This is a genomic window from Psychrobacter sp. M4, assembly GCF_055699795.1.
In genome coordinates this window covers 2,271,838-2,288,303 of the sequence record NZ_CM146740.1, presented here as the reverse complement: position 1 = coordinate 2,288,303, position 16,466 = coordinate 2,271,838, and the positions used below count along the sequence as shown (strand labels likewise).

Below are 16,466 nucleotides of genomic sequence, written 5' to 3'. Positions count from 1 at the left end.
GTACTTAGCATTAACTAAAGATTAAGTGCTCAAGATAAAAACTACGCTCATAACGGATTGCTCATGCATTACGATACTGCAAAGCTCATCACAGTTATGCAAAAAAGGTTACCTATTATGTCAATCGTTACTACTGCTAATCCAAAATCTTTAGCGTCTACCAAGTCCAATGCTACCAAACGTGATAATGCCATTAAGATTTTGGATGAGGCGCAAGCAAAGACTAATTTGCTAGGTATGACTCAAAGCCAACTTGCCGATTATTTCAAAAGTATTGGCGAGAAGCCATTTCGAGCCACCCAAGTAATTAAGTGGATTTATCAGCACGGCGTTACTGACTTTGAGCAGATGACCAATCTAAGTAAAGGTTTGCGTGATAAGCTCTCCAATAATGCTTGTGTGACGCCGCCCAAGGTGGTTCACCGTGAGTATAGCGATGATGGTACGCGTAAATGGGTGTTTGAAGTGACTGGCGGCTCGCTGGTCGAAACGGTGCTTATTCCAGCAGATGACAGTAAACTAAATGGCCGCAAAACCTTGTGTATCTCCTCACAAGTCGGCTGCGCGCTTGATTGCAGTTTTTGTAGTACTGGCAAGCAAGGCTTTGAGCGTGATTTAAGTGCCGCTGAAATCTTAGGTCAGCTTTGGGTCGCTAATGCCTCTTATATGACTGACGATAATGATAGTTTAGCGCATGTCGATCATAGCCTGTGGGAGAACCATGTCACGAACGTAGTTATGATGGGCATGGGCGAGCCGTTATTAAATTATAAGCCTGTGGTCAGCTCGATGGAGCTGATGCTAAGTGATCATGCTTATGGGTTATCTAAGCGCCGCGTGACTCTCTCGACCTCAGGCGTGGTGCCCAAGATGTACAAGCTGGCGCAAGATATTGATGTGGCATTAGCGATCTCATTACACGCACCTAACGATGAGCTGCGGGACGAGCTGGTACCTATTAATAAAAAGTATCCGTTAGAGGAGCTGATTGCAGCGGCGAAAAGCTACGTTCATGAGGTCAATCCGCGTCACAAAAAGCACGTTACTATCGAATATGTGATGCTAGATGGCGTCAATGACAGCAATGAGCATGCGCAGCAGCTCGTGGCATTGTTAGAGGGTTTGCCAAGCAAAATTAACTTGATTCCGTTCAATCCGTTTCCGCATGCGCCTTACGATAAGTCAAGCAATAACCGTATTCATGCTTTTAGTGATATTCTTAGTCAAGCAGGATTTGTTTGTACTATTAGGCAGACGCGCGGCGATGATATTGATGCCGCCTGCGGACAATTGGTGGGGCAAGTGGCTGATCGTACTAGACGCTCAGCGGCGTGGCAGCAAAGTATCAAAGACCGTGATACTAGTAGTAATGCAGAAGTTTAAATATTAATACTTAAAGGTATTTGAAGACATTAAACTATAGTCTTTGCAACTAAACTGTACTTAAGGGGCATAAATCTATTAAACTAGTGGCTGTTTGTTTGATACTCATTCATTAAATACTAAATAATAGTTTTAAATTTGCGATACTAAACTACAGTTTTATGATGGCGGCTACAATGACCTCTAAATACTCTTGTCAAAAGATTCTATGTAATTTTTCTATTGCAGCAGAAAAGTCTTTGCGCTCAAAAAACTTACCACGAAACCGTTGTCTATTGTCAAAACCAAAGTGCTGGCTGGCGTTTGGCATGTCTATACTGGTACTAGCAGGGTGTCAAAGCACCCCAACTGATGATTTAGTTGGCGATGCACGTTATCAGACCTCAACACAGGCGAGCAGCAATCGCAATGTGGATCAACAAGAGATTGCCCGTGTTCGTACCTCACTTGCTGCGCAGTATATCCGCAAAAACGAGCTTGATGCTGCTCAGCGTCATCTTGAAAAAGCGTTCGCCGCTGATAGCCGATACGCACCAGCCTATGATATGATGGGCGTTTTGCTACAACAAGAAGGCAGCCGTCTCAATCTTGAAAAAGCTGATCAGTACTTTAAAAAAGCCATTGCGCTTGACAAGGATTTTTATCAAGTACGTAACAATTACGGCGTATATTTGTCGCAAATGCAGCGTTACCGCGAGGCAGCAGAGCAGTTTGAGATTGCAGGCTCCGCCCTTGGCTATGAAGGGCGTATCGGCGCTCTTGAAAACTTAGGACGCACCTATTTACAGCTTAATGACCATCCAGCAGCGGCCAAAGCATTTTTGCGCGCTCTCGATGGCAATAGAAATAGTTTGATTGCGCATATCGAGCTGGTTGATTTACTACTCGAGCAGCAGCGTGTGCAGCAGGCCCAGCGCCTTTACGATGAGACTTTATTGCTCATAAAAGGCCAGGCTATCAGTCCGCGTTTGTTACTACAAGGTATTAAGCTGGCTGCTGCACAAAATGATATTACTACGCGTCAACGTTTGGCGCAGCAACTGCTATCGGCTTATCCATTAAGCGCTGAAGCAAAACAACTCAAGACTTGGCTTAATAATCCAGAGGCACCATGGAAATGACCGACCCATCATCAAATAATCAGTTTAAAGCTCAAGGTTCATTTGGTGCCACGCTGCAGCAAGCCCGTAAGAGTAAAAAAATTAGTCTAAAAGAGGCGGCCGGCGAGCTGTTTATTTTAGAGCGGCATCTAGAGGCCCTTGAAAATGAGGATTTTGCTGGACTACCGCAAGTGACTTTTGCGCGCGGTTTTGCGATTAACTATGCTAAATTTTTAGATTTAGATCCTGTAAGAATTGCGCAGAGTTTTGATGCCGCTTATCCAAACGAGCTTAAAGCTCAATCGATGAGCAATACTGTTACGCCGCTGCGTCCGATGGGCACTTTGCAGCGTGATAGCAGTAACCGTATTCGCTTCAATCCTTTACTTATTATCGCAATCATAGCGCTGATTATTCTAGCGGTGTTTTTGTTTCGTATGGTGACTAACGCCAGTAAAGAAGACAATCTTGCGGCAGCCCCTGTAGTGGATGGGTTGACAGAGTCAGAGCAGGCGCAAGGCGCTGCTATCGATGATCAGATCAGTGGGGCAGGTCTAGAGGGCGTAGGTGCTTCAGGCTCTGCCCTTAATTTGGGTGGCGCAGATAGCAGTACAGCTACTCTAAGCGTCAATGTCACCAGTAATACCAATGTAAATATTACTGATGCCTCTGGCAATAGTTTGATGGATGGTAATCAAACCAGCGGCAATTATGAGCTGCTTGGCACGCCGCCGTTTGAGGTTCAAATTGATGATGTCAATAGTGTGAGTTTAACCTTGAATCAAGAGCCAGTTTCGTTAGATGAGTATACTGCTGATAATCAAGCAGACTTTACTTTAACCCCTTAACTTCTGAACGGCTTTAAACTCTGGTCTTTAAACTTTAGCACTTCGATATCTAAGGCTCTAACTTAGTTTTCTTATCTATAGATTTTAATTAATAACCTCAAAATTTTTAACATTCAGTTTTTAACATTACACGTATTATCTCTCGTTTTGCTTGAAGGACTCTTATATGTCAACCTCATCACCTATTGTTCGTCGTCCAACCAAAAAAATCTACGTCGGTGATGTCGCAATTGGTGGCGATGCACCGATTAGTGTGCAAAGCATGACCAACACCGATACTTGTGACGTCGCCGCAACTGTGGCACAAATCGAGCGCTGCGTTGAAGCGGGTGCTGATTTTATGCGTGTATCTACCCCCACAATGGATACAGTCGAAGCCTTTGGACAAATTCGTAAATTAGTAAGCGTACCACTGGTCGCTGATGTCCATTTTGATCACAAAATTGCGCTTGCTGTAGCTGAAGCTGGTGCGGACTGCCTGCGTATTAATCCAGGTAATATCGGTAACGATGCCAAGGTGCGTGAAGTCGTGGCTTGTGCTCGCCATCACAATATTCCTATTCGTATCGGGGTCAACGCCGGATCATTAGAAAAGGACATTCAGCGTAAATATAAAGAGCCAACTGGCGAAGCTATGCTTGAGTCAGCCATGCGCCATATCGACATCTTAGAGCGTCTCAATTTTGATCAATATAAAGTCTCCGTCAAAGCCAGTAATGTGTTTTTGACCTTGGATGCTTATCGGTTGATATCAGCGCAGATTGATAATCCACTACATTTAGGGGTGACAGAAGCGGGCGTCTATCGTACCGGCGCGGTCAAGTCAGCTATCGCGCTTGGCGGATTATTATTAGACGGTATTGGCGACACTATCCGTATCTCATTGGCAGCAGAACCAGAAGAAGAGATTAAAATTGGCTTTGATATTTTAAAGTCGCTCAATATTCGCTCCAATGGGGTAAACTTTATCGCTTGTCCTAGCTGCTCACGCCAAGAGTTCGATGTGATCAGAGTTATGACGGCTTTAGAGGCACGTTTAGAAGATATTCGTGAACCGATGAATCTGTCCGTTATCGGCTGCAAAGTAAATGGACCAGGAGAGGCCAAAGAGGCGGATATCGGTATTGTTGGTGCGGCGCCAAAATCACTGGTCTACCGTATGGGTGAGAAAAGCCATCTTATCGACACCAATAATTTGGTTGATGAGATAGAAGGTATGGTACGCGCTCATGCAAAGGATCTAGAAAAAGCCCGTGAAAATGAGATTATTAGAGTAAAATAAGCCGCAAATAGTATAGATAATAATAGAGACCACAGCTCTGATGTTTAATAGCAACTACTTTTAAGGATTTAATTGCACCATGATCAAAGCTATCAAAGGGTTTAATGATATTCTTCCAGATCAAGCAGCTAAATGGCTGCAACTGGAGTCAGTATTAGCAGAGGTATTGGCTCGCTACGGCTATGAACATATTCGTTTGCCAATTGTTGAGCAAACTGACTTGTTTGTGCGCTCTATTGGCGGTGCTACCGATATCGTTGAAAAAGAGATGTATAGCTTCGTTGACAAATCTGAGCCGCCAACGCCTTTGACGCTGCGTCCTGAGGGTACAGCAGGAGCAGTACGAGCGGTGATTGAGCACAATTTGCTGCGCGGTGATACCCCAAAGCTTTGGTATATTGGGCCGATGTTTCGTTATGAGCGTCCACAAAAAGGGCGCTATCGTCAGTTTCATCAGATTGGGGTCGAGAGCTTTGGTAGCGCGTTGCCTGACGCTGATGTCGAGCTGATCGCTATGACTCATTTGATGTGGCAAGAGCTGGGCCTCAAAGATGAGATGCAGCTGCAACTCAATAGCTTAGGCGAGATCGATGAGCGTCATGCTTACCGCGACGCTTTGGTTGCTTATTTGACCGATAAAGAGGCTCAGCTTGATGAAGATAGCAAGCGTCGTCTAATTACCAATCCGCTACGGATTTTGGACAGTAAAGAGGCGAGCACGCAAGCGCTACTTGCTGATGCGCCCAAACTTGCTGATTTTTTAGGGGAGGATAGTCGCGCTCACTTTGAGCAAGTACAAGCTTACCTGACTGCGCTTGGTATTGATTATACGCTTAATCCGCATCTGGTTCGTGGTCTTGATTACTATAACAAAACCGTCTTTGAGTGGGTCACTGATAAGCTGGGTAGTCAGGCAACGGTTTGTGCTGGCGGGCGCTATGACGGTCTGATTGGTCAGCTCAAATCCGTAGATGCTAAAGGCGATGCGCAGAACAAAAAAGCGGTAAAATCTGAGCCAGCAGTCGGCTTTGCTATGGGGCTTGAGCGCTTATTGCTGCTTATCGATGCCGTCGCGCCTATGCCTGCAGTCTCGGCTTGTGATGTGTTTGTCGTTACCCATCCTGAAGTTTTTAGCTCCGGTATTCGTTATGCTCAGAGTTTGCGTTATAGCCGTCCTGATCTGCGGGTTAAAATGGCAAGTGCTACTAGTTTAAAAGCGCAGATGAAAAAAGCAGACAAATCAGGGGCGAAGCTCACGGTTATTATTGCTCAGCAAGAGCTTGATGACAGTACAATTAGCATCAAAGATATGCAAACTGGCGAACAAAAAGTGGTAGCGCAAGATTGGCTTGCGACAGTAGAGAACTTTAAACCATAGTAGTCAGACATCGGTAGTAGCAAGCAATCGCTTTTAGTAATTAGATTTTATCAGGTATACAAACATGGCTAAAAACATACAGTCGCCCAATACAGACGACTCACAGCAAGCACTCAAACAGTATGGTAGCTCTATTATTACTATTATTTTATTGGTGCTGGCAGGCTACTTTGGCTGGACCTATTGGCAAGATAACCATGCGCGCGTAGATACGGTTGCCGCAGACTATTATGCTGATATTCAAAGGCTTAATGACGAAGTGAATTTGGCCGCGCAAAACCCTGATTTAGAGGCAGAAGCGCTAAGCGCACTTGCCGACAGTCGTGATCAGCTCAATAAAGACATTGATGCTTTGGTTGAGACACATGGTGATTCTATTTATGCTTGGCAAGCATTAATGATTAAAGCGCGTCAACAAGTCGATAGCGATGATTATGCAGGTGCGCTCGATAGTTTAGATAAGGCTTTAGCAATTGACTTAGGCGATGCAGGGCTAAGCGCTATTACTAGACTACGCTATGCTGAGACGCTATTGGCATCAGGTGATGCAGACAAAGCCTTAGCTGAGGCTAATAATGATATGCCAAGCTCATTCGAAGCCAGTCAGCAAGAACTGCTAGGTGATATCTATATGGCTCAAGGCGATGAAGATAAAGCTATTCAGTCTTACAATAATGCTTGGGAGCTACTACGCAAACGTCAAGAGACACGCGCTGTTTTGGCTTTAAAGATGGAGAGTTTGGGGGTGATACCTGAGCCCATTGAAGGGCAGGCCAGTCTTATTCAGGCCTCAGTACCTGTTGCAGCACCCTCCGAGCCACTATCCATAGAAAGTAATAATAGTGATGTCGATACTGCTAGTGCTGACAGCGCGGCTATTGTAGATAGTAGTAGTGGTAATAATAGCGTCAACAATAGTAACGATTCTGACCAAGCTGCGCAGTAAATCAGCAGTATAATCAACAACACTGTATATTACAGACGTTATGGTGCTATATACTGGTAACCTTTTTTGTACCGCTTTTTAGTTTATAGTCCATGTATTGATAGTTAATTTATTCGTAGTGAGAACATACAATGATCCGACCTATCCGCTTTAGCAAAATGACAAAAGGCCACCCTGTGAAGGCAACGGTCATGAATATGACAGTATTGGCACTGATGGCGTCTGCTGTCGTTGGCTGTAACCGAGGTATTAAGCCAGTCGTCAATGATCCGGTAAAATTGGTCCAAATCGCTCAGCCTGTCTCCGTGCTACAACCCGTATTTAGCGTCGATGTCGGTAACAAGAAAGCTAGCAAGAAAGACCCACTGGCCCTACAAGTGGGCTATGATAATAACCAGATTGTAACAGCGTCTCGCGGCGGCGAGTTGACGGGTTTTAATAGTGCAGGTCAACGCTTATGGTCTATAGATGTTGGCGATCAAATCACGGGCGGGGTAGCATTAGATCCTCTAAGCCTTACTGCCGTTATTAGTACTCGCAATGGCTTGGTAATGGCGTTTGATAGTGAAACGGGTGCTAAGCGCTGGCAGAAACAACTATCAGGCTCTGTATTGACACCAGCACTAATCAGTAATAATAGGGTGATTTTGTCCGCTAATGACGGCTTTTTACACGGACTGTCTTTGCAAACGGGTCAATCTATATGGCAGTTTGCAACCCAAGTTCCGGCGATCAGCGTACGCGGTACCGCGGCACCGACATTATTAGATGAGCGAACGGCACTACTAGCAACTGCCGATGGGCGTCTGCATGCTATCACCGCTGATAATGGTCTACCGCAGTGGTCACGCCGCGTGGGCGTAGGTATGGGTAGTAGTGAAGTTGAGCGTATGAGTGATGTCGATGGTACGCCTGTGATTGATAACGATCAGCTTTATGCTATCAGCTATAGTGGTCAGCTACTAGGAATAGATCTAGCGACTCGTCAAGTCATGTTCGTCAACGAGCTTGCCAGCTTAAAATCTTTGGCAGTGAATAACGTGCAAATTATTGCAACGAGCCTAGATGGCAAAGTGGTTGCTTATGATCGCAATAGTGGCGAGATGCTATGGGAAAGTGAGGAGCTGGCCTATCGCGAATTGACCAATCCGGTCATGATTGGCAACTATATTGCTGTAGGCGATCTTGATGGCGTAGTGCATTTATTTGACCCGGCAACGGGCAGCATTGTCAGCCGAGTACAGACTAAAGGCGCGCTCAATCACTTACAAGTACAAGGCAGTCGTTTAATGACTCAAAGTGCTTCAGGACAGGTTGCGATCTGGCAGCTTGCCCGTTAAATACGGATTATCGTATTTATAATTATGCTTACAACTGTGCTTATAATAGCGCTTTTAACAGAGAGTAATCCATGAGTATCAAGCCTGTGGTCGCCTTAATTGGTCGTCCAAATGTCGGTAAATCCACTTTGTTCAATCAATTTACCAAAAGTCGGCAAGCATTGGTCGCTGATCTTTCGGGCTTGACCCGCGACCGTCAATATGGCGATGCCGAATATGAAGGCAAGTCATTTATTGTGGTCGATACGGGCGGTATCGGTGAGGCGGATGATGGTAGCGGCAACATTGATGACTACATGTCTGAGCAGTCGCATACTGCTATTCATGAAGCCGATATTATTGTTTTTGTGGTTGATGCCCGCGCTGGTATGATTGGTGCTGACGCTGAGATTGGTAAGTTTTTACATACCTTAGGCAAGCCCGTCTATGTCGTTGCCAACAAGGTTGATGGTGTCCACGATTCTGCGCCTGCAGAATTTTATGCTTTAGGATTAGGTGAGCCTTATCCTATGGCAGCCAGCCATGGCCGCGGTGTGGGTAACTTATTAGAAGCCATTACAGCTGATATGCCAGAACAAGAACCGATGCACGAACCAGATGGTCTTAAGCTGGCAATAATCGGTCGCCCCAATGTAGGTAAGTCAACCCTAGTTAATCGTCTGCTAGGTGAAGAGCGAGTCGTTGTGTTTGATATGCCAGGCACGACGCGCGATAGTATTTATATCCCTTATGAGCGCGATGGCAAAAATTATGTATTGATTGATACCGCAGGCGTGCGCCGCCGCGGTAAAATAGATGAAAAAGTAGAAAAGTTCTCAGTTATCAAGACTCTACAGGCAATCGAAGACTCTAACGTCACAGTCATCGTGATTGACGCGCAAGAGGGTATCGTTGATCAAGATTTGCATATGATTGGTTATGCCCTCGATGCTGGCCGCGCTTTAGTCGTTGCTATCAATAAGTGGGATGGTCTCGATCAAGACAAAAAAGACTTTATCAAAATCGAGATGGATCGCCGTTTTAATTTCATACCTTATGTCAAAGTGCATCTGATATCTGCATTACATGGTACTGGTGTTGGTAACCTTTATCCCTCTATTTTGCGTGCCTATCAGTCCTCTATGTTTGAGGTATCGACCAACCGTTTGACGCAAATCTTACAAGATGCGGTAACCGCAAACCCGCCTCCCGCCGTTTCAGGTCGCCGTATCAAACTACGCTATGCTCATATTGGTGGTCATAATCCTCCTGTCATTGTCGTTCATGGTAACCAAATAGGCTCACTACCTAAGAGCTATCAGCGCTACCTTGAGAACCAATTTAGGCAAGTATTTAAACTTGAAGGTACACCGCTCAATGTGGTTTTCAAGCTTAATGAAAATCCTTATGCTAATAAAAGTGATACGCCAACCAAAGCTAAAGCGCAGCAGCTGCGCCAGCGTGAGAGAAATCGCGAACAAAAATACTCAAAAAATCATAGGCACACAGATAAAAAGAGCAGTAAGAAAAAATAAGCGATTAAATGGGAAATATACTCGGTAGGTAGGTTTAAAATAACTGAATTGTGTGTAGAATGTCTCAATCAGGTAACATAAATTAAAGCCGACCTATTTTGATTGAGTGATATGAGTATAAATTCTCTTAGAACCATCCCCAAGATTATCCGTCACTCCGTTATACAAGCCATTTCGTTTGCCATACTAATAGCAGCTTTATTGGCTTTCGTTTATACTTTTGTTTATTACTATCAACAAAAACGTCTTCATGTACAGCAGCTCGGTGAGCTGCTTGCTAGTAGTGCCTCAAATCCTGACGGTGCTAATCTTGTTGCCAGACAAGTAAGCTTGCTCTTAGATAACGACCCTAGTTTGCAAAGTATTGTCTTTTATTCTACTGATAACCCTGTCAATAGTTTGTACCAAAATGAGATTAGTAGCATAAGTAACGACTGGTATAACGCTTTACTTACTCATACTATTAGTTTCAATTATCCGGTTACCAGTCGCTACTTCGATGGCGATAGTATTCAGCGTGCCAGCTCAAGTCAGCCGCTCTTAAATAACTCTTCTTTAGCTTCTTCTGCAAATAATAAAGAAACACAGCCTCCATTATCCCAGCCTGCCGCACGTAACACTTTAGTCGGCCATATTAATATAACTCTAGATATCGCAAGCCTACGCTGGCACTGGATACGCGTTAATTCCTTACCATGGCTAATAACTATGGTATTAGGAATCCTCTTTGTGCGATTTATTGCCCGTAAACTCAACTGGCCCACCCAAGATATTATTGCGCTTGCAAAAGTATGTGAAGTGGCTGTCGATAACCCGCAACTAGAGCAGCTACCAACGATTCAGCAGCGCTTCGATTTTCAAGAAATTATACGTATCAAAAGAGCTTTTATTATTCTATTTGAGCGCTTAAAAGCCGCTCAGCACGATTATCAGGTACTAGCAGATTTTGAGCAGCAGCTGCATAATAAAGATCTGTCTTTAGATATCCAGCGCTCTAATTTTCAAAATATGATCACTCATGAGCTAAAAACCTCACTTAACGCTATTACGGGCGGTCTGCAATTATTGGATGATCCGTATCTTAATGAGGAGCAAAGAGATACGCTGGCGATCATATATAAAGGCAGTCAGCATCTGGAACGTACTTTAGAACAAATAATCCAGCTCAATAGGATAGAAAAAGGCCAAACGATCATCAGTCTAAGTGAGTTTAATCCACTACAAATGATTGCTGATCTGCTAGAAGAGTTTGAGCCTGCTGCCAAACAAAAGCAATTAGAGTTTATTAGCCGCGTGCACCACGTTGAATATATGCTAGAAGGGGACGCCAATAAAATTCAACAGATTCTGAACACCCTGATCGATAATGCGATTAAATTTACTCATAGCGGGCAAGTCATTATCGATTCGCAGCTGACTCATTTTAACGAAAGTGTTCGCTGGCAGGTTAAGATTATTGATACCGGTATTGGTATTGATGCTTGTTATATAGAGGATATTTTTGTGCCGTTCTTTCAAATTGATTCGTCAGAGACGCGTATGCATGAAGGGGTAGGGATAGGATTATCAGTTATCAAACAAATGGCACAGCTACTAGGTGCGACTATTGAAGTTAATAGTGAGCTTGGGGTTGGCAGTCAGTTTATTGTTACCATGCCTCTGCGTTATAAGAATCATATGCCGCAGCAAAATCTGTTACAGGGCATCGATATCGTTTATTATCATTATGATGAAGCAGGTCCTATAGTTGAAGGATTGCAGCGGCTTGGTGCCAGTGTTGATAGCTTGAATAATGAGCAATCACTGCTGCACTATATGGAAAATGAAAAGGTAGTTATGGTGATGTTCGCCGATGAGGTGCTACCAGAGCAAGTTATTTATTTAGCCAAACGTATTCGAGATCAAGAGAGAACCAGCCGCGCTTTACTCATCTATTGGTATCCTGCGCACAAAGCCAAAGATATAGATCGCTTTGAATATGAGTTAAAGACGGCGGGGATAGACTACTACCACAGTATGGTTAATGAGGTTAAAGTATTAGCGAGCCTACTGGATAAATGGCTGATATAAAAAAGACGCTGCAAAGTAAGCGTCTTTTTGTAAGTGTCTTTAAAAGGATTACATGTGATTAAAACAAGTTTTGTACCCAGCGTACCGCATGCTGCCACATCCGACTCATAAAACCTGACTGCTCAACATCATTGGTCGCTACGATAGGCACTGAAGCCACTGCTTTTCCATCAATAACCGCCATCATTTTACCGATTTGTTGGCCTTTTTTGATGGGTGCCTCTAGGCTATCAGGAATGTCAACGACCGTAGTAATTTTGTTTTTTTGATTTTTGGTAGTTAGAACTTGTAAATTATCACTTGTGGCAAGCTCTACCTCTTCAGCTTCTCCAAACCACACAGGCAGTTTGCTTACGAATTGACCAGATGGCGCTTTAGTCACGGTAGTAAAGTTTCCAAAGCCCCAATTGAGTAGCTCCCGTGATTGATCAGCGCGCGCTTGCTGGCTATCAGTACCCATAATGACGGAGATTAGACGCATATTATCACGATCACTTGAGGCAACTAAACAGTAGCCTGCCGCATCAGTATGCCCGGTTTTAAGCCCATCAACGGAGGGGTCAGTTGCTAGCAGGGCATTGCGATTACCTTGCGTGATACCGTTATAGGTAAACTCTTTTTCAGCATAAATATCGTAGTATTCACCGCTATTTTTGATGATAGCGCGTGCAAGCTTGGCCAAATCGAGAGCTGACGCCTCATGCCCTTCATCTGGCATACCAGTTGAATTCACAAAATGAGTATTTTCCATGCCAAGCTTTTGGGCCTGCTCATTCATTAATACGGCAAACGAGGCCTCACTGCCAGCGATATGTTCAGCCATAGCCTTTGAGGAGTCATTGCCAGATTGAATAATAATGCCGCGTAGCATATCGATCACGCTTGCTGTCTTATTTACCGGTACATACATACAAGACTGACTACTACTGCCGCGGCACCAGGCATTTTCGCTCATTAGCACCTGCTCGTCCTCGGATAGATCGCCCGATGCCAAACGCTGCTCGATGATATAGCTGGTCATCATCTTGGTCAATGATGCAGGAGGCAAAGGTTGATTGGCATTTTTCTGTGCTAAAATCTCCCCAGTATTATAGTCCATTAATACATAGGCTGTATTGTCCATCTCTGGAGGCTGAATAGCTGCGTAGCTTGCCGTTAGAGCGCTTAAAGAGACGCCAACACCGATTACTAATTGTACGAGTTGTTTTTTCACACGCTTTACTGTCATAGATTGTTACACCACATCATGAAACTAAGTGTGCCTATCACCAAATATTTGCTTATCAACACTGTAACTAAACACAGAGTTTCTGATGTCAGCAAGGCGCTTGGACAATAGACATAAAATTAACGCCTTATCTTAGCAAAACGCTGCCCAAGGGGGAAACAATAAATACCAAAAAATAAGAGTTTGATAAAGCTGGCAAGAATAATCTAAAAACCCGTCTACAGCAAGAGCTAGAATGATTAAATCCGCTAGGCATAGTCGACTTTGATTTTGGTAAGCGCTTTTAAGATATGGATATCGACAGTTGGTGTTACCCTTTAGCTAATAAGCGCCTGTGGTATACAAAAGTGAGCTACAAAAAAACTTGCTAGCTTCTACTCAAAAGATATGAGTAAAGGCTAGCAAGTGCGGTTGCTCTCAAGTTTGTTCTTTATATTAGCTTTGATAACTGTCTTAGAATGAAGCTTGTTTGTTGTGACCATAAATCAAAAATCGCCATAACAAAACAAAGATTAGTACTTGGCATTAGCAAGGTCTACACAAAGAGCCTTGTTGTCTTTTTTAGAAAACCCCATGGTCCAGCTACGAATGCTTTGTAAAATCTGACGATAATCTTGCTGGGTCGACAAGTATTGGATAGCTGCTTTAGGATCCTCTAAGGTAGGCATAAGCTCGTGCAGTTGTCTGTTGTATGATTTGTAAAAACGCTGCTTTTGTCTACTATTTAGCATAGGAGGACAGATCTCAGACAGCACTTGCATAACTGCAATTTCATGCTTAGTGATATTTACACCTGACATATCAAGCGGAATGGTGGAGACATTATCGGCAGCATTAGACACCTGAGACAACATCGCGATTGATGCTACCAGCCCTACAATACCAGCTTTTGAAGTTGTTTTTTTAATAGTTCTTGTTGACATAGAAACTGACATAGAAATTATAGATAATATCGATTGATTGTTCATTCGGTATCACACTCGCTTTACATTATTTAATGGTGTTATGGTAATAGGAAAAAAAACAAAAGTCACATTAAATATCGGGTTATGTGTAGATGTCTTGTGACCTAACAGCCATTTGTAGCAACATAGCCGTAGCATCAGCAGATAAGTTACGTTAGTCTTAATGGATGAATGTTTGTTTTTACATTTCATTGCATATAGTAATAAAAAAGCAACTTAGACATTTAGTGGATAGTTTTATTTGTAAGTATAAACATAAACTTAGAGTAGAGTAAGATGGTCGTTATTTATTACTAAAAGCTTTATAAACACTCTATTTATATTATCTTTAGTGTAATAAATAAAGGATAAGCTTATAGCGGTGCGCTGTTAACATATAACAGGTATAATCAGCTGCAAAATTATGTATGTATAAAGCCAAACTCATTATGACTGTTGTGAAAATTTATTATAGCAACTTTATAGTGAAAAGGCATATAAGTAGATAAACGGTCAAATATAACTATGTTGAGCTGATATGAAGTTTTTAATTAGTAATGACGATGGAGTGTATGCTCCAGGGTTGCTGGCACTATATAAAGAGTTATCCAAATTAGGAGAGGTGGTGGTGGTTGCACCCAGCAGTGAACAAAGTGGTTCTGCCAGCTCACTGCATATCACTCAGCCCTTATATACGCAAAAGCTGACCTCAGGCTTTATAGCGGTGAGTGGTTCACCAGCAGATTGCATTTATCTTGCCCTGCATCAGCTCTACTCTGATATCCAGTTTGATTGTGTCATTACTGGAATCAATTCAGGAGCAAATTTGGGTCAAGACGTCTTATATTCAGGTACTTTTGGCGCTGCATTAACCGCTCAGATCTTTGGTATACCTGCTATAGCGACCTCCTTGGTTAGCGATTCGTTTACAGGTAACGAGCAAGAGGGTTACTATAAGATAGCCGCGCAACAGATCGCTCAGCTGCTAGCAAAGACAGCATTGCTGACTGAGATGAAGAATCTACCTTATCATGTATTAAACGTAAACATCCCTGGTGTAGATAAAGCTTGTGATATTAAAGGACACAAGATTACCCAATTAGGTCATAGTTTACTAGCACGGCCTGTACATCAAATGGTTGATCCGCGCGGACGTACCGCTTATTGGTTGAGTCTAAAAAAACGTCAGTCGCCTTATGTAGACGATTCTAAGTCCAGTATGACGCTAATAGAAAACGACGACAATAGCGATATTGTTTTGACGGATGATCAAGCAGTAGCGGCAGGTTATATCAGCTTATCCCCAGTTAGATTACATCACACTCCAGTATCTACGCTTGAAAGATTCTCAACCTTAAAACTATAAGTCGTTAATAGTGCAACTTACTGACGCGGACAAATTTTAGCAGATAAGTCGTCATGAGCATTTGATCAGCTGTTCTATAAATATGATTATATTGTAGTTATAATGGTGTTGGTATGACTCTAGCTATAAATAGAACTAGCTACAACTGACTCTAGCTATAAATAGAAAGCCAATGACACGATGATCGTAAATGATATAAAAATCGTGCGTAATATAAAAAAATGGGAAACCTTGTATGAAAAAGCTTATTTTTGGATCGCAGCTTAAGACGGCAGCCTTAGTAAGTAGTTTAGCGCTGATAATGACGGGCTGTGCAACCAAGCCTACTTATCAATTGCCCTCGCAGTCCGCTCCTACTATTATTACTAATAGCCAAGGAGTTCCAAATTATCATCTGGTCAAGCGCGGTGATACGGTCAGTCAAATTGCTGCACGTTATCGTTTAAACTATCGTCAAATCGGTGCACTCAACGGTCTTGATAGTCAATATACTATTTATACTGGTCAATATCTCAAGCTATGGCAAGCAGATCAGGTTACTCAAGTAGCGCCTGCGCGTAATCCTAACTACAATACGGCTACCACGCCGCCAAGACAACAGCAGCCGTATACAGCGCCTAATACGCCACCGCCAGCTACCAACCAAACGCCTGCCTATAGCGTGACAGCCAATGCTACCTCAGGCTATGAATATCCGACGCGTAACCAAGTTATCCGTAACTTTGATGCCTCAGCAGGAACGATGGGAATGTGGTTCACAGGCCAGCAGGGCGATCCAGTGCTGGCAAGCCAAAGTGGAACGGTGCTTTATTCAGGTGATGGTCTACCAGAGTATGGCAATCTAATTATGATCCGTCACAGCGACAACTATATTACTGCCTACGCGCATAATAGTCAGCTCTTAGTAAGAGAAGGTGATCAGGTACAGCGCGGTCAGCGTATTGCTAGTATGGGTAGCAGCGGACAGACAGACCAAGTGGCGCTTGAGTTTCAGGTGCGTCTAAATGGTAATCCTATTGATCCGCGCGCAGTATTGGGGCGCTAGTTTAGAGGTTCTGATAAATACA

13 protein-coding genes are annotated in these 16,466 nt (G+C 43.4%); 11 read left to right on the top strand and 2 right to left on the bottom strand.

All coding sequences use genetic code 11. The annotated features are described in order from the left end of the window. Positions 1 to 117: 117 nt before the first annotated feature. The 9 genes from rlmN to ACR63N_RS09380 all read left to right on the top strand — a co-directional run bounded on the left by rlmN (position 118) and on the right by ACR63N_RS09380 (position 11,861). On the top strand, positions 118 to 1,383 hold the full coding sequence (gene rlmN / locus ACR63N_RS09420; protein ID WP_472781909.1) for a dual-specificity RNA methyltransferase RlmN: 1,266 nt from the start codon (positions 118 to 120) through the stop codon (positions 1,381 to 1,383). Positions 1,384 to 1,559: 176 nt separating this feature from the next. Next, a complete protein-coding gene (pilW, locus tag ACR63N_RS09415; protein ID WP_472781908.1) occupies positions 1,560 to 2,504 on the top strand; it encodes a type IV pilus biogenesis/stability protein PilW in 945 nt (314 codons plus the stop codon). Further along, a complete protein-coding gene (locus ACR63N_RS09410; RefSeq protein WP_472781907.1) occupies positions 2,501 to 3,331 on the top strand; it encodes a helix-turn-helix domain-containing protein in 831 nt (276 codons plus the stop codon). Before pilW ends, ACR63N_RS09410 begins: the two co-directional genes overlap by 4 nt. A gap of 166 nt (positions 3,332 to 3,497) precedes the next feature. Further along, positions 3,498 to 4,613, top strand: a complete 1,116-nt coding sequence (ispG, locus tag ACR63N_RS09405) for a flavodoxin-dependent (E)-4-hydroxy-3-methylbut-2-enyl-diphosphate synthase (protein ID WP_367104076.1) — start codon at positions 3,498 to 3,500, stop codon at positions 4,611 to 4,613. A 79-nt stretch (positions 4,614 to 4,692) separates the two neighbouring features. Continuing rightward, entirely contained in the window at positions 4,693 to 5,991 is a 1,299-nt protein-coding gene (gene hisS / locus ACR63N_RS09400; protein ID WP_367104077.1) for a histidine--tRNA ligase, read from the top strand. 64 nt (positions 5,992 to 6,055) lie between these two features. Further along, positions 6,056 to 6,937 (top strand): YfgM family protein, encoded by an 882-nt coding sequence (locus tag ACR63N_RS09395; protein WP_367104078.1) that lies wholly within the window; start codon positions 6,056 to 6,058, stop codon positions 6,935 to 6,937. A gap of 191 nt (positions 6,938 to 7,128) precedes the next feature. Beyond that, positions 7,129 to 8,277, top strand: coding sequence for an outer membrane protein assembly factor BamB (gene bamB, locus ACR63N_RS09390; protein ID WP_367104079.1), 1,149 nt, complete (start codon positions 7,129 to 7,131; stop codon positions 8,275 to 8,277). A 71-nt stretch (positions 8,278 to 8,348) separates the two neighbouring features. Further along, positions 8,349 to 9,791: a ribosome biogenesis GTPase Der gene (gene der / locus ACR63N_RS09385; RefSeq protein ID WP_367104080.1), complete on the top strand. Its 1,443-nt coding sequence runs from the start codon at positions 8,349 to 8,351 to the stop codon at positions 9,789 to 9,791. 111 nt (positions 9,792 to 9,902) lie between these two features. Then, entirely contained in the window at positions 9,903 to 11,861 is a 1,959-nt protein-coding gene (locus tag ACR63N_RS09380) for a sensor histidine kinase (RefSeq protein ID WP_472781906.1), read from the top strand. A 58-nt stretch (positions 11,862 to 11,919) separates the two neighbouring features. Here the strand turns inward: ACR63N_RS09380 and ACR63N_RS09375 are convergent, their stop codons facing one another. Both ACR63N_RS09375 and ACR63N_RS09370 read right to left on the bottom strand, forming a co-directional pair. Further along, complete coding sequence (locus ACR63N_RS09375; protein ID WP_367104082.1) at positions 11,920 to 13,089, bottom strand: D-alanyl-D-alanine carboxypeptidase family protein; 1,170 nt, start codon at positions 13,087 to 13,089, stop codon at positions 11,920 to 11,922. A 512-nt stretch (positions 13,090 to 13,601) separates the two neighbouring features. Then, positions 13,602 to 14,012, bottom strand: coding sequence for an MCR_0457 family protein (locus ACR63N_RS09370; RefSeq protein WP_367104083.1), 411 nt, complete (start codon positions 14,010 to 14,012; stop codon positions 13,602 to 13,604). Between the two features lie 559 nt (positions 14,013 to 14,571). Between ACR63N_RS09370 and surE the strand changes: the two genes are divergently transcribed. Both surE and ACR63N_RS09360 read left to right on the top strand, forming a co-directional pair. Beyond that, a complete protein-coding gene (gene surE, locus ACR63N_RS09365; protein ID WP_367104084.1) occupies positions 14,572 to 15,399 on the top strand; it encodes a 5'/3'-nucleotidase SurE in 828 nt (275 codons plus the stop codon). A 235-nt stretch (positions 15,400 to 15,634) separates the two neighbouring features. Continuing rightward, positions 15,635 to 16,444: a peptidoglycan DD-metalloendopeptidase family protein gene (locus ACR63N_RS09360; RefSeq protein ID WP_367104085.1), complete on the top strand. Its 810-nt coding sequence runs from the start codon at positions 15,635 to 15,637 to the stop codon at positions 16,442 to 16,444. The last annotated feature ends 22 nt before the right edge of the window (positions 16,445 to 16,466 follow it).

Bases quoted from the DNA above. Each gene is read 5' to 3' on its own strand.
- rlmN (WP_472781909.1), top strand. From the start codon at position 118: ATGTCAATCGTTACTACTGCTAATCCAAAATCTTTAGCGTCTACCAAG.
- pilW (WP_472781908.1), top strand. From the start codon at position 1,560: ATGACCTCTAAATACTCTTGTCAAAAGATTCTATGTAATTTTTCTATT.
- ACR63N_RS09410 (WP_472781907.1), top strand. From the start codon at position 2,501: ATGACCGACCCATCATCAAATAATCAGTTTAAAGCTCAAGGTTCATTT.
- ispG (WP_367104076.1), top strand. From the start codon at position 3,498: ATGTCAACCTCATCACCTATTGTTCGTCGTCCAACCAAAAAAATCTAC.
- hisS (WP_367104077.1), top strand. From the start codon at position 4,693: ATGATCAAAGCTATCAAAGGGTTTAATGATATTCTTCCAGATCAAGCA.
- ACR63N_RS09395 (WP_367104078.1), top strand. From the start codon at position 6,056: ATGGCTAAAAACATACAGTCGCCCAATACAGACGACTCACAGCAAGCA.
- bamB (WP_367104079.1), top strand. From the start codon at position 7,129: ATGAATATGACAGTATTGGCACTGATGGCGTCTGCTGTCGTTGGCTGT.
- der (WP_367104080.1), top strand. From the start codon at position 8,349: ATGAGTATCAAGCCTGTGGTCGCCTTAATTGGTCGTCCAAATGTCGGT.
- ACR63N_RS09380 (WP_472781906.1), top strand. From the start codon at position 9,903: ATGAGTATAAATTCTCTTAGAACCATCCCCAAGATTATCCGTCACTCC.
- ACR63N_RS09375 (WP_367104082.1), bottom strand. From the start codon at position 13,089: ATGACAGTAAAGCGTGTGAAAAAACAACTCGTACAATTAGTAATCGGT.
- ACR63N_RS09370 (WP_367104083.1), bottom strand. From the start codon at position 14,012: ATGTCAACAAGAACTATTAAAAAAACAACTTCAAAAGCTGGTATTGTA.
- surE (WP_367104084.1), top strand. From the start codon at position 14,572: ATGAAGTTTTTAATTAGTAATGACGATGGAGTGTATGCTCCAGGGTTG.
- ACR63N_RS09360 (WP_367104085.1), top strand. From the start codon at position 15,635: ATGAAAAAGCTTATTTTTGGATCGCAGCTTAAGACGGCAGCCTTAGTA.